The sequence below is a fragment of the Pedobacter sp. KBW01 genome, assembly GCF_003852395.1.
Taxonomy (GTDB): domain Bacteria; phylum Bacteroidota; class Bacteroidia; order Sphingobacteriales; family Sphingobacteriaceae; genus Pedobacter.
The window spans coordinates 18,180-31,562 of sequence record NZ_QAJQ01000035.1; the positions used below are offsets into that span (position 1 = coordinate 18,180).

A 13,383-nucleotide genomic window follows, 5' to 3' on the forward strand; every position below is an offset into this window, starting at 1 on the left:
GCTTAAAAAGCCTTTGTGTACCCTATCCCAGTTACGAATTAGCGGAAATCGGTGATGCTTTTGCATTCGGTAAAACAGTTTTCGAAAATGATAAAGTCCAATTGGTGGAGAAGGCTATGCCCGGAATCAGACTTGACATGCACTCGTATATTAACATTACCTGGCTTGTTAATGAAACTGTTCAATTTGTTGCAAAATTGATCCTCCGGTATTCTCTTCTCCTATTTTAACCTATCCTTAATCTGTTTGTACAAGTCTTGTGCGCTACTTGGTCTTAGTGCATTCGCTTCAACGAGGTTGCCATCTTTATCAAACAGCATATACCGGGGAATGCCCTGAAACATTTTTTCGGCATTGGCTTTAACCTGTTGATTGGCCAGATAATGATAGCCATCCAGTTTATAATTCGATAATAGCTTTTTCCAGTTTTCTCTGAAACCAGTGTTGTCTAAAGAAATGTATAGCATCTTGATATTATTTGCAGCTAAAAATTCATGCAACTGGGGTTCATACCTGAATTCGGCTAAACAAGGGGAACACCAGGATGCCCAAAAATCTACAAACACAGGTGTTCCTTTAAAACAATTTTTGATAATGGACTGGAACCGAGTAATCGTATCTAAACCATTTGCCGGGTTTACTGTCAACTTATTTTCAGCGGTCTTAAAGCTTAACAGTTCATTATTTTGCAGGATTGCCTGCGACACCTGATTTTTAGCCATGTAGGCACTGATAAAACTTTCAGAGAGGAGTGCTATGTAGGCACTACCAGGAAAGCGGCGAATGTACTTTTGTAAAATGCTGGCATAAGTAATCTCGTCCATCGGCTTAAATACTGAAGCAATAAGCAGCGCATTGCCAATGAAATTTGATTGTACTTCGTCTGGTGCAAAATTGATAACCGATAGTTCGTTGATGATTTGCTCAAAATCTTTATCGTAAGCTCCCCAGGCATTTTCATGCGGCATATGCCCCTTAACAATACCTAATCTTATCAGCTCACTCTTGGAATGCGCATTGTCAAAGGCAGTAGTGGTATTAAAATAACGATGGTTAAAGGGGTCATATTTTTTGTAAAGGATATTGATCAACTCCTGGCAATCGCTTTCAGATAACTTTATCTCTTTAATTATATTTTCATTTCTGTGAAAATAGCCAAGGAGAATCCCTTCAATCCAGGCCATTGCTTTTTGCTCTGTTTCAGCAACCAGTGCAGCTAAACATACTGCCGATATCGTTTTATTCTGATAGCAGCGTTGTATAAGAGTAGTATGTTCCTTTATAATTTCATCAATTCCATTAACCACTTCATTCAGTTTGCTGCTTTTCGAAAGCGTTGCCTGGAATAACGCTTCATCCGTTTTACTGTTATTCAATAACTGCTTACTGGCTATTAAGTTATTCCCTCCAGCATTTTTCCCGTAAAATTGCAGTTCCAGAACTCCATCTTTGTTTTTTTGATAATTGATCTGTATGTTTTCACCGGGCTCAGCAAAGAAATAGAGTTTTGGCAGGCTTTTACTCTGTAACCGGATAAACCCACTCTGGGAAAGATTGATCTCCAGTTTAAATTTTCCGTTCCGGATCGTCCGCTCTGCTGCTGTATCCGTAAAGAATACATTAAACCTTCCATCCACCGGCTTGTAAACCAGTACTGGTTCTGAATTAACAGCTTTATCCAGCGCACCTTCAATAGTAACCGTTTTTTGTGCACAGGTGCTGATACTCCTTAAAAGTAACGCCACAGCAAATAATCGTATTCTCATTTTAAAATAACCAGGGTAAATAATGTTTAATTATGGCTTTTATTGATCTTTATTCCATGGCGTCTTTCATTGCCGGATACTTTTTTGCGTACCAGGCTTTGATCAACCCGGTAACAAGTGGTGCCAGGGGCAGAATGAAATAAGAGATTTTAATGTTAACAAGAGAAAAGAGTAGCGCGCAGATGAAAACGATTGGAATTGTTAGCGACCTGGTGATATTATAGCTCAACTTTTCTTTGGGTAAATGCTCACTTAAATGATTTACCGGGTTACCTATAATTTTCCATAGCCGAAAACTGAAATATCCCGACAGGGAAATCGTAGCGGTATAAACCGCCAACGGAATCCGGAGATTACTGTTAAAATAATATTCGCTAAGAAAAGAGGTACTGAAAGGCATTATTACAATCGGAAGCAGGAACAGGAGGTTATTCCACAATAGCCGATGATTAGTGCGGATAACATAGCCGAACATACGGTGATGGGAAAACCAATACAAGCCTATTACAAAGAAGCTGATCAGAAAACCAATGAGCTTGGTGGTAACAGGCAACAGTTGCTGTAAAAGTTCACTATCCGTTAGCCGATCTGAATGGAGCTCAGGTATCCTTATTTCGATAATCAAAAGGGTAATGGCAATGGCAAATACGGCATCACTAAACAATGCTATTCTTTCTAACTGAAATTTATTATCCTCTTGTGCGGCAGGCTGATTTGTTTTACTCATAATTTAGAATGGCAAAGCGTGCTATATTTTAAAAACGTCATCCATTACCTTTGTAATTGTTTAACCCTTATTGAAGCCTGCCTTGTTTTAGCTACCAAGGCAATAAGTATTAAGAGTAAGCTTATGGAGATATACCTTTTGGATGAAAAACCAGAAAAAGCGGTATATACCAGCATAGCGGAAATTGCCAACATCAGATACATGGTTGCCAGTGGCAAATCATAAAACAATTCGAGATCGACAATACCTGAAGGGCTATTGTCGGCAATGTCTACTTTTATAGCCTGAACACGCCAAAAGCGTTTTACATATATTTCAGCGACTGGACTATTTGTTTTTAACGTAATGGTTTCTCCTGCTTCTAAAGATGCAGACTGCCCCTCCTTAGTGGAAACGGTCAGTTTATTTATAAAGCCTATCGGCTGCTTTCTCCTTGTTATGTTGATCGTTGTCATGTTTAATTTATTTTTATTTTACCACTCCGAACCGTTTGTTTTTGAAATCAATAATGATTACATGATTAAAGAAATAAGCGTTTCCTGTTGTTCCGGTAATTCCTTCTCCTTTATTAAAATCAAGTAGCCTTTTGTTTTCATTATACCAGGCTTTTTGCTTTGGAAGTTTATATTTCCCCAGATAAATATCAGATTTGATGACAGCGCCATAATAGGGTACCTTCTCTCCCCAGGAATTTACCTTTAATGTATCTGGTTGTGCCTCTGCATCGACAATCGTTTCCCAAAATGTTTTATCTGTACTCAGCGGAAATACACTTGCTCCGGTATCGAACATCATCCAGTGTTGCTGTCCGTTAATCGTAAATGGCAATTGTATCCGGCCATTCTTCAACCTGCAATCAACAAACGAAGCTTTAGACGCCCAATACCTGGTTATACTATCCAGTAAGCACATTCTCTTATTGGGAAAATCCATCACCAGTACTTTGTTTTTTGTAAAACTGGCACCAATTGTCCCAATATGCTTTGGAGAAGGCGTGTACAAAGAATCCTTTGGAATTCCATCTCCGTATTTATCAAAAACAAAAAAATCTTTTGTCTGGTAAGAGCCAATATGCAGGGTTATTTTTTTTGAAGGATAACTAACAAGACCGCCATCAGAGATTGCCTTATGGCTCGTATCTAACAGGCTGTACAGGTATTGCTGGCTTGGGAAATAATTTTTCAGATCATTACCGTACAAAACGGTCTCATTTGCCCCGAGGTCAAACTGGGCAACAAAATTTGCCTTGATTGTATCGATTTTAACTGGCAACAATACAGCCAGCTTATCAAAGTACTTTCCACTTACGGAATCGCTGTACCACTTAAAAGAAAACCAATGATAAGCTTCTCTATCTGGCTTAAGTCTTTTTTGGGCAGTGGCATGGAAAGCCATAAGCGTAAGCAGGATTAAGGAAATTAACTGTCTGGTGATTTTCATGATTTATTAAGGATTGTTTTTAATTTCTATTTGGCCTACGTTCCCTGTTTACAATTTCTTTCAGTGCCGGTTCAACCGCCAGCGCATGGCCATGACCAAAGGTGATTAACACCCTGTCGTATTGATTCAATGCGGCATCTATTTTGGATAGTAACACACTGTCTCTGGTCATTTTAGACACCCTGCCAACCGCGCAGTATTTACAATGGTCATTGATATAATCAAAAGCCTCTAAATCAAAATTTGTCACATCAAATACTTTTCCGGTCTTTCTTTTATACAGTTTTTTAAAATAGCTTAGTTCCACTTCTGCTGGCAATAATGGAAATCCATTCTTAATAAAATATTTTGCTATGATGCGGTTAAATACGCTGTCGAAATTTTCGTGCGGATAAGCGCCGTAATGATATGGAATAGCTATCCGCTCTATCACATAATAGAGATACAGATCTTCTTTGGGTTGTTTTTTTAGGGTTAATTCAAATTCAGTCCTTGCGTCCATATCTCCGTTTAGCATTTTAATAGCGCTTTTGTCGGCATAGTATTTTAGCAGTCCGGTTTCGCCATCTTTCTGTATGGCTTCATTAATGGTTGTGTAATGGGTGTTGTCAGGGATCTGTCCGCCCTCATTAAAAACCAGTTCTGGTTTCAGCTCCGCAAAATACTTTCCTATGATACTGAACTGGGGGTGAGTGCTGACAGCATCATGCACACAACCGATAAAAACGATACGCTTGCCATTTTTGCTTCTTACATCAATAACGTAAGGTGTTTTAACCGTGTCCATTATTTTGCCAACTTTCACATAATCCCGTACAGTATAGTGGTTCAAGCTAATGGAGTTTCCTTTCCTGAGGATATTGCAGGATAACAGGCACATTCCAGAAAGCCAAAGCATCACCGTTTTCATCATATAAGTACTTAGTAATTGCTACAAATAAAGTTTTTTGAAGCCATGTAGTAACCTGCTGATTGATGAACGGGGTATTTTTTTTGATAAAACCGGGCATTAATTTGACAAGAAAAATTTTGCTTTAGCCATAGTAGATAATCAATCGATTACCTCTACCTTAGTCATTGCTGATGAACAAACAAGTAGCCGTTGCAGGATATCAGAAGCCAGATTCATAGCCGAAATGATGTGATTTACAGATGAAGATTTTTGTCCCTTTTAATTCGATCCGAACTGCAGTAATACTCCTGCTAACAGTTATCCTTTTGGGGGGCAATGCCTTAGCACAGCAAATAAAGTACAGCCAGCCGCTTTACCGGAATTTCACCAATATCAATTCCAGCCTGCCATCCAATATCGTTTACAAAATGGTAACAGATGGATATGGTTATCTCTGGATGACAACAGAAAGTGGACTGGTGCGTTATGATGGAAATACATTTAAAAAGTATACCGCAGCGCAAACAGACAATGAATTTATTCAGTTTTATAAAGGAGGTGATAGTTTGCTGTGGCTATTTGGCTACTCGGGTAACAGCAGGCTGTTCAATTTTAAAACGCACCACTTCGCCACTGTTCTTAACGAGCCTGTAAACCTTTCTATCAAAAGCCCGGTGATACTGGCCTGGCAAAAAAAAGACACCCTATCCCTATACCGGATAAACAGCACCTTTTCGCAAACCAATATTGCTAATCCAAAGCGGCAATGGTTAAAAGACAAATCGTCATTTATCTCGAGTCTTTTAGCCCAATGGAAAATTTCTAATGCAATTAACGGTGTTTCTACAGATAGCTTGTCTGCCTTATTTAAAAAGAAACCCTATGCTATACAAATCACGGGCGATGATTTAATACTGGGCAATAAAATATTCCGGAAAAACGAAAATGCGCCAGCTACATTGTTATTTGATGGCGACCAGGCAAAAATTACCGGTAACATGAGTTCTTATGTGAGGATCGGTAATGACTTATATTTAGGTTTTGTAGAGCAGCAGGAGTTATTGCTTGTACAAAACTTCTTCGCTAAGGCTAATAAACAGCGCCTGTCATACTCAAAAATACTGACGCGGGCACCAGTTACAAGCCTTGTTAGTGACTATCAGGGTAATCTTTGGGTGGGTACACTTGGCAAAGGCATTTACTTGTTTACCCCTGCCGATCTCGCTACAAGACATCTTCAACCAACTGGTGATCGTTTGGCTGAGGGCTACATTTCTGGAATTAGTAAACTTAATGGTGGACTTACCGCGCTTGGCCATAAGCGGGACAGCGTAAGCATTTTATCAAAGGAAAAAGTAATAGCGCTCAAACTCTCCAGTCAGCAATCCTTGAATGAAATCAGGGATATTTACAAAACTGCCAGCCATTGGTTCTTTTTTGGCAGCCAAAACTGTTATACAGGCGAAGGGGTAACGATACCTGGCAAAATTATGCCACTGGCGATTAGTAGTCATACTCCTTTTAAAGATGGTACAGTATTTAACAACAAATACTATTTTACCACCAAAACCGCCTGCTTCATTATCAATAGCAATGGGAAGATCAGCACCGATAACCGCTACAAGGGAATAAATACACTCTCCATTTCACCATTTAATGATGCGGTATGCTTTTATGGGACAAACGATGGCATATATCGCAATAATGTAAAGGAGCATCTTTTCTCATCAATTCGCATTAACAAACTGAGGATAATTAATAATGCCCTGATTGTATGCACCCAGGAAGGCGCTTTTGTTGTTCAGCTTAGCGCTAAGGGAGAACTGGGAAGCTACAAACAAATACTCGGGCAGAGCTGTTACGACATAAAAGCAGATAAGCAGTATTGCTACCTAAAGGCAGGCTCGGGGCTGGTTATACTTAACATCAAAGACTGGAAAGCAGTTAATGAGATTGATGCAAGAAAATACGCTTTTTCAATCAATGATTTTTTGCCCGAAACGGATACACTTGCTTTAGCGACCAATAATGGTGTTTATTATATACCAAAGCGGTTGGTTACTGACTTGAAAAGTACCGTCAGGCCAAAAATTTACCTAACATGCTCCCTCACTGGCTTCGATCCTTCAAAAACAAGCTCAGAAACCCACTATTCAAAACATCTCTCCATCACCCTGTCGGCAGAGGTTCTTGACTATTCGAGTGAAACCAAGCATATCAGTTACCAAATCAATGTTAAAGGAGATGCCATTGGTAATTGGCAAACGGTAACAGGCAGGGTTATTACACTAAACAACCTCGAGCCGGGCAAATACGTAGTAACGATAAAAGCAAGAGGAAACTATTCACCACTAGAAACCAATGTATCGCATACGGTTATCATTCACCCTTTATGGTACCAACTGGTTTGGGTTAATTTACTCTTCTGGCTACTGATGGTGGTTTTAATCGGCTTTTTTGCATTCAGATGGTATAAAGTGCAGTTACAGAAGGCCAGAAAAAAAATGAATGATCAGTTAAGGATGAACGAACTGGAAAACAAGAATTTGTTTGCCCAGTTAAAACCACACTTTATTTTTAATGTACTTACTCCTTTACAATCCTATTTCATTAATGGTGATGATATTGGCGGGCTCAAATATCTTGATAACTATGCTAAACTAATGCGTGGTTTTTTACAGCAGAGCAGGGAAAGTTATATTACTATAGAAAGAGAAATTAATTTCCTAAAGCATTACCTTTTTATCCAGCAGCAACGATTTGACAATGGTTTTACCTATTCATTTGAGCTTGATGATCGCCTGGTAATCTCACAGCTATACATCCCTACTTTAATATTGCAACCAATTGTTGAAAATGCAGTAGAACATGGAGTAAAAAATGAAAACGGATTAAATGGCCACATACGTATTGTTGCAGTACCCCAGGGAGATAAAATACGGGTTTCTGTTATAGACAACGGAAGCGGATTCAAAAAAGGTGAACCTTTCTTTCTGGCGAACCATGCACTCGAAATTATTAAAGAACGTCTTGAACTAATCTGTTTAAAACATCAGGCAGGTAGTTTACACATCCTGTCGAACAGCGATACCGCAGGTGCTACTGTAACTATTGAATTGCCACTATTAACCACTCAACCATGATATTATGATGCTAAAAGCCTTTATTGTTGACGATGAACTGATGCCCAGGATTACCCTTGCAGGCTTGCTCAGAAAATTCTGTCCCGATGTAGAAATTGCAGGCATGGCCGAAAGTTATTCAAAGGCTGTTGCGGCCTTACAGCACCAACAGGTAGATCTTATTTTTATGGATATAAACCTGGGTAATCATACCGGTTTCGATATTTTAGACGAGCTGCTGTCCTACCGCGCTGCTGTTGTATTTGTGACAGCTTATGAGGAATTTGCACTTAAAGCATTTAAGTATGCAGCCGTAAACTACCTTTTGAAACCGGTAAACCACCTCGCGCTGATCGAAACCATTTCAAGGGTACAACAAACTAAAACTGCTGGTAATAAGGTAAGTATTCATGGTGATAATGCCTATGAAAGAAAACAAATTGCCATCCCCAATAAAAACAAAATTGAACTGGTATCTATCCGTGATATCGTTTACCTGTCTGCTGAAGGAAGTTACACTGTTTTGCATCTGCAGCACAAGGAAAGCATCATGTTCTCTAAGCATCTGAAAACAATTGAAGATATCCTCAGTCCTTACATTGAGTTCGTTAGGGTTCACAGGTCTTACCTTGTAAACAAGCGCTTCATTGTTGCATATAACAGAACCGACAATGGCTATCTGGAAATGCAACAGGGAGCTTTAATACCGATTGGAAACCTTTATAAACAGGAGGTATTTAACCTGTTTGAACATTAGCTATTCAGCTATCAGCTAGTGCGAAAAAAGACCACATCAGGCTTCGCTTTTCAGGAATGAGGATACTGCTTACCCAGGCTCTCCACTTGAAAGGGCATGCTATCAAAAGCTTAACTTCCACCAACATCTCTCTCAAAATAGCTACTCACTAAAGCACAATGTTTTACCGGCAAAAGTTGGCTCATTCAGGGTAACCAAATTACAAAAGTAAAAAGTTATAATTCGGTATTTTTGCAACCTGAGCTATTTTAAACCAACAATATTTAGTAAAAATAATGAACGTCCCCTCCATTCAATCAACATCCCTTGAATAAGTAAAATAACGATTGTCCTTAAATGGTCAATCATGTTCCCTGGTAATGACGCTCTCGTCTGGAAATCTTCCATTTAGGTTTCCCTTATTGGAACAACTTATAACAAGCATGAAAATACAAAGATCAAGTACCCTTGCTGAGCTGCAATCGCTCCGGGTAGGCGACCATATTACCTTTTGCCAAAATTCAGGCCGGATCAAAAATATTGAAGTCCACCGTTTCAGAAATGAACACCATTTTTACATCAAGCTCCAATATATCAAACAGACGATACTGATCATAAAATAACAATAGAAAAACTATTTTAATGATAGCGGCACATAAATTCCCTTTTGAGCACATCGCGAAAACCAGAGCGAGATTTATTTTTAATGTTTTTATTTTTAAATTGGTTTAATGGAATTGCTATTTTTCAAACCACAATCTACCTTATTGCAGAACCACATCGAATACTTTTATCTCCTCAATAAGGGAGATCGTTCCAAAAATGTTCGTTACTATACTTTTCCACAAGTTAATTCAATAGTCTCGATCAACCGCAACCCAAGATTTATTTTCGAAAAAGGTAAGCTCTCTGTTTTTAGGAACCGTAGAATTTCTGTGCTTTCCACCTTGATCTGCAGTTATAATAGTCCCATTGAAATTAATATCCCAGGTTACATCAACGAGATTACCATCAGTTTCAAACCATTAGGGTTAAATGCTTTTTTAAGCAAAGACCTTAATACCTATACCGCTAATCAATTTGCCTATTTTAACCCTTACAACGATTTCAATGAGAAAATGACGGCAATTACTGCTATAAAATGTCCTGAGGAAAAGATCCTCCGATTAGAGGAGTATTTGCTGGAAAAATATGTTGGTTTTAACCATCCTTTTCTTCAGGAAGTAATTGAAGATATGTTAAACGCAGACCAGCATTATTCTATCAGAGATATTGCTACAAAATATAACATAAGCAGGAAAACGCTTTATAAACATTTCGAAATCCATATTGGGAAAAACCCAACTGAAATGCGGAAAATGATCCGTTTCAGGCAGGCCATCCGCGAACATTTTGGTTTAGATCCAAAACACAGCTTTAATGAACTTTCGAATAAAATGGACTTTTTTGATTCTTCACACCTCAATAAAGAATTCCGTGCAATTACCGGATGTACGCCCAGGGTGTTCTTCAATCAAATCTATTCTATGAACGCAGGCGCCATCAATTGGTTATTCATTTAATTTAACTTTTCAATTATCATTTCAGCGAATTAAGCTAAATTAATTATTGAGTAGTATGCTAACCGATAAAATCCAGGGCAAAGCAATTGTTTTGGTTTCAGGATATCCTATATTTACGCATTGATGCATAACGAAAGGTCGACGAGTAAGCCTTCCACTAAAAACACTGCCTCCTCCTTATAAAAAACAGTATTCAACAAATGGCTAGAATATTTCAGACTCCAACCATGGGAGAAGCCCAGATCAGGGTAGCGCTGGTAACAGACCGTTCGCAGGCAGATTTATGCGTGCACCGGGTTTCATCATGGGGAATGGCCCGTGGCGATGCTAACTGGTTTCTTACCCGTGACAAACAAGACGCTACCTGCCTTATTTATTTTACTTCTATTGGTATGGCGCAGGTTAAAGTATATTTTACAGATAACTACGGCGAAGCCGGATGGCAAAAAGAAAGTGTCCATAAAGGAAGGTTCGGCTAAGGAAACCAGCACCACAAGGTGCCTGACAAAAGCAGCACCAATTTGCCCTACATAAGTGCCTATACCGATATGGACTAACTTTTCGTTTACAGCCCCTTGCACAAATGAACCTGAAAGCTTTGGTGTCGGATCCCACCCACGATCCTCCTTTACGCTAAACGCAAAAAGGGAAAGTGATATACCGTCCCATTAATAAGATTATTGTCTTTTCGCAAGCTGGGTCTGCACTTCCTTAAGTACTGCACCATTATAGTATCCTGACCATTTGGATACAATTTTTCCTTTTGGATCAATAAGTAGAAATGTTGGATAACCAGTAATGCCGTACTTGATGATCGTTTCTCCATAAAACCCTTTCCCATCCCAAAGGCTCAACCATTGCGGCTGGTCTCTATTTATGCCCTTTAACCAGCTTTCTTTACCGGCATCACCTGAAAATGAAACGATAGAAAGCTCTTTGCTGTATGCTTTCGAGATTTTCTTCAATTCCGGTACTGACTCGATGCAAGGACCACAATAAGCCGTTGAAAAATCCAGTAATATATATTTCCCTTTATGCTCAGATAGGAGATGCTTCTTACCATCTTTGTCAAAAGCGCTAAAGTCCCAAAAAGAATCACCTGTTTCTAAAATATTCCCAACCGCCAAAAAAGTTTTAATGCGTTTTGCATAACCAGTATTTTTGAAAGCCGGGTTCAGCGCATCATAAAACTTACCAATGGTATCTTTTGGAAAGTCGTTTTTAAGGTAAAACAGCGCATCAAGTCCTTCGTAACTGTTTAGGTTATGCCTTACGAAATTCATTCTTTGAAATTTGTCTACGCTATCTATTTTTGCAATCCTCTTCCATATCGCTTTACCTTTCGATTTCGCACTGTCACCGGAAAGCAACTGATACGCTGCAACCAATTTATTGCGTTCCTTGTAACCTTCTTTGGTTAGTCCGATCATTTTATTGTGCACATCCTGGGTTTTCGAGCCAGTAATTTTCAGGTCAAACGGAAAATCACCAATATCCCCTTTCACATCGATTTTTTCATTCCCTATCAATAAAGTGAAGTAATAATAATTTTGTCCGACAACGGTTGTTACCCATAAAGACTGTGGCTCAGCGCCTAGTTTTCCCTTAAAACTTAAATGATCATTTTTAATTTCGGCACTGTCAATATTGATATCAAGGTTTACATCATTCAAATAAAATTTGGTACCGTTTTTGAATCCAGTGATCTGGGCGTTGATAGCATATTGTTGTGCGGAGACGGCCGTATGGATGCACATCCCCAGAAATAGGGTTAGCAGAGCGTTTTTCATATCACACTAAAATAAGATTTGTCCTGATAAAATCCAATATTAATCCTTTTCATTTAGTCATCCTATAAATAAGACCTGATCAACCAAGCTTTCTGTCCGAAATATACGGCACAATGGGATAGATGTAATCGTCTGTATTTACGCCTAATTGTTCGGGTGATGAACCAACAAAAACAGTCTTTTTACCCTTGATTACAATCCTGCCTTTTTGATCAATTTCAATCATCGCCCATATCGGATCTTTGTAGGGCACAGTATATTTAATATTTGGATGTGCTTTATCTACCTCCTCTGTATAACGGCTCTCCTTATACTTATCTCCCAGCCATTGATAGGATGCACTGTTAATCTGTACATAATGAATGTTATTGATGTAGTTGTAATAATCCTGATGGTGATGGCCACTGATCACCAGGATTACCTTTTGCCTGCCTGCTTTTTTATTGGCTTCCTCAAGGGTATACCTCAGCTGTGTGCCGTTTTCCAATCCACCTGCATCATTATCCAATCCCTGATGACAGCATATAACCGTAGGCAAATCAGTTCCATCGAGGTCTTTTCTAAGCCATTCTAGTTGTACAGGTGAAATATACCGTGCGTAACCCTTTGGCCGCTCAGCGCTAAGATTATGTTCATTTCCATCCAGTACGATAAAATGAAAACCGTTCATATCAAAAGCGTAGTATTTTGCTTTGGCATTCCAAAATTCAACTACCTGCTCCCGGGTATAGCCCCCATCGGTATCGTGGTTGCCGATCACATGGTACTTAGGGCCTTTAAACTGGTTCCAAATATCCATTAATGGCATGTTCTCTTTTTTTGGAAAGCAAAAATCGCCTCCCTGTATAATAAAATCGGGCTGCTCTTTATCCATTTCCTTAATAAAAGCCGATAAACGGTCCAGGCCATCATGCATGATATCATGATGCAGGTCAGTAATCATTCCAAACCTGATTTTCGGCTTAAAGGTTTCGCGCTCGCCCCTTTCTGAAACCGGAGTGGCACCTAACCGATAAACAGGGCCAATTGCCAAAGCAGCCAATGTTAGTTTCTGAATAAAGTTTCTTCTATTTTGATTCTTCATATTCCAAATTAATACAGATTGTTAACTTACCGCGAGCCTTGCCCTGACCGGATAATGGTTGGATAAGGTAGCGGTAAGCTTGTCTTTTATGATTTAATCCTTTTATGAGATATTTTAAGTTTTTTCGATATCAGGATACCATCAATCCTTATTTGTTCACTGGCCCAAACCGTTGGTAATAGCTTTGAAGGATAGCTCTGTTTCTCATCCAGGTTTTGCAAAACCTTGTACTTTTCGTTTGTCATGTTAAGTGTAATCATCTCC

The 13,383-nt window shown here is 39.0% G+C and carries 13 protein-coding genes and 1 pseudogene; 5 read left to right on the top strand and 9 right to left on the bottom strand.

Annotation, left to right across the window (positions count from 1 at the left end; genetic code table 11):
* Positions 1-221: 221 nt before the first annotated feature.
* Genes DBR40_RS24525 through DBR40_RS24545 form a run of 5 tightly spaced genes read right to left on the bottom strand, consistent with a single transcriptional unit; the run spans position 222 to position 4,846 of the window.
* Positions 222-1,766, bottom strand: a complete 1,545-nt coding sequence (locus DBR40_RS24525) for a TlpA disulfide reductase family protein (protein WP_124562370.1) — start codon at positions 1,764-1,766, stop codon at positions 222-224.
* Between the two features lie 49 nt (positions 1,767-1,815).
* A complete protein-coding gene (locus tag DBR40_RS24530) occupies positions 1,816-2,493 on the bottom strand; it encodes a TMEM175 family protein (protein ID WP_124562371.1) in 678 nt (225 codons plus the stop codon).
* A 44-nt stretch (positions 2,494-2,537) separates the two neighbouring features.
* A complete protein-coding gene (locus tag DBR40_RS24535) occupies positions 2,538-2,948 on the bottom strand; it encodes a hypothetical protein (protein WP_124562372.1) in 411 nt (136 codons plus the stop codon).
* 13 nt (positions 2,949-2,961) lie between these two features.
* A complete protein-coding gene (locus DBR40_RS24540; RefSeq protein ID WP_124562373.1) occupies positions 2,962-3,933 on the bottom strand; it encodes a hypothetical protein in 972 nt (323 codons plus the stop codon).
* Positions 3,934-3,952: 19 nt separating this feature from the next.
* Complete coding sequence (locus tag DBR40_RS24545; protein ID WP_124562374.1) at positions 3,953-4,846, bottom strand: hypothetical protein; 894 nt, start codon at positions 4,844-4,846, stop codon at positions 3,953-3,955.
* Positions 4,847-5,085: 239 nt separating this feature from the next.
* Between DBR40_RS24545 and DBR40_RS24550 the strand changes: the two genes are divergently transcribed.
* From DBR40_RS24550 to DBR40_RS24570, 5 genes are all read left to right on the top strand, one after another.
* Positions 5,086-7,968: a histidine kinase gene (locus DBR40_RS24550; protein WP_124562375.1), complete on the top strand. Its 2,883-nt coding sequence runs from the start codon at positions 5,086-5,088 to the stop codon at positions 7,966-7,968.
* 4 nt (positions 7,969-7,972) lie between these two features.
* On the top strand, positions 7,973-8,704 hold the full coding sequence (locus DBR40_RS24555) for a LytR/AlgR family response regulator transcription factor (RefSeq protein ID WP_124562376.1): 732 nt from the start codon (positions 7,973-7,975) through the stop codon (positions 8,702-8,704).
* Between the two features lie 422 nt (positions 8,705-9,126).
* The gene (locus tag DBR40_RS24560) at positions 9,127-9,306 is read left to right on the top strand and encodes a hypothetical protein (protein ID WP_124562377.1); all 180 of its coding nucleotides are present in this window, start codon (positions 9,127-9,129) and stop codon (positions 9,304-9,306) included.
* A gap of 108 nt (positions 9,307-9,414) precedes the next feature.
* The gene (locus tag DBR40_RS24565) at positions 9,415-10,245 is read left to right on the top strand and encodes a helix-turn-helix domain-containing protein (protein WP_124562378.1); all 831 of its coding nucleotides are present in this window, start codon (positions 9,415-9,417) and stop codon (positions 10,243-10,245) included.
* 200 nt (positions 10,246-10,445) lie between these two features.
* Positions 10,446-10,724, top strand: a complete 279-nt coding sequence (locus DBR40_RS24570; RefSeq protein ID WP_124562379.1) for a DUF6150 family protein — start codon at positions 10,446-10,448, stop codon at positions 10,722-10,724.
* A gap of 36 nt (positions 10,725-10,760) precedes the next feature.
* Here DBR40_RS24570 and DBR40_RS27320 read toward each other — a convergent pair.
* The 4 genes and pseudogenes from DBR40_RS27320 to DBR40_RS26785 form a co-directional block, all read right to left on the bottom strand.
* Positions 10,761-10,904: pseudogene (locus DBR40_RS27320) on the bottom strand (hypothetical protein); the annotation flags it as partial.
* A gap of 18 nt (positions 10,905-10,922) precedes the next feature.
* The gene (locus DBR40_RS24575) at positions 10,923-12,035 is read right to left on the bottom strand and encodes a TlpA disulfide reductase family protein (protein WP_124562380.1); all 1,113 of its coding nucleotides are present in this window, start codon (positions 12,033-12,035) and stop codon (positions 10,923-10,925) included.
* Between the two features lie 79 nt (positions 12,036-12,114).
* The gene (locus DBR40_RS24580; protein WP_124562381.1) at positions 12,115-13,119 is read right to left on the bottom strand and encodes a metallophosphoesterase family protein; all 1,005 of its coding nucleotides are present in this window, start codon (positions 13,117-13,119) and stop codon (positions 12,115-12,117) included.
* 86 nt (positions 13,120-13,205) lie between these two features.
* Positions 13,206-13,379, bottom strand: coding sequence for a hypothetical protein (locus DBR40_RS26785; RefSeq protein WP_158674130.1), 174 nt, complete (start codon positions 13,377-13,379; stop codon positions 13,206-13,208).
* Positions 13,380-13,383 lie beyond the last annotated feature (4 nt).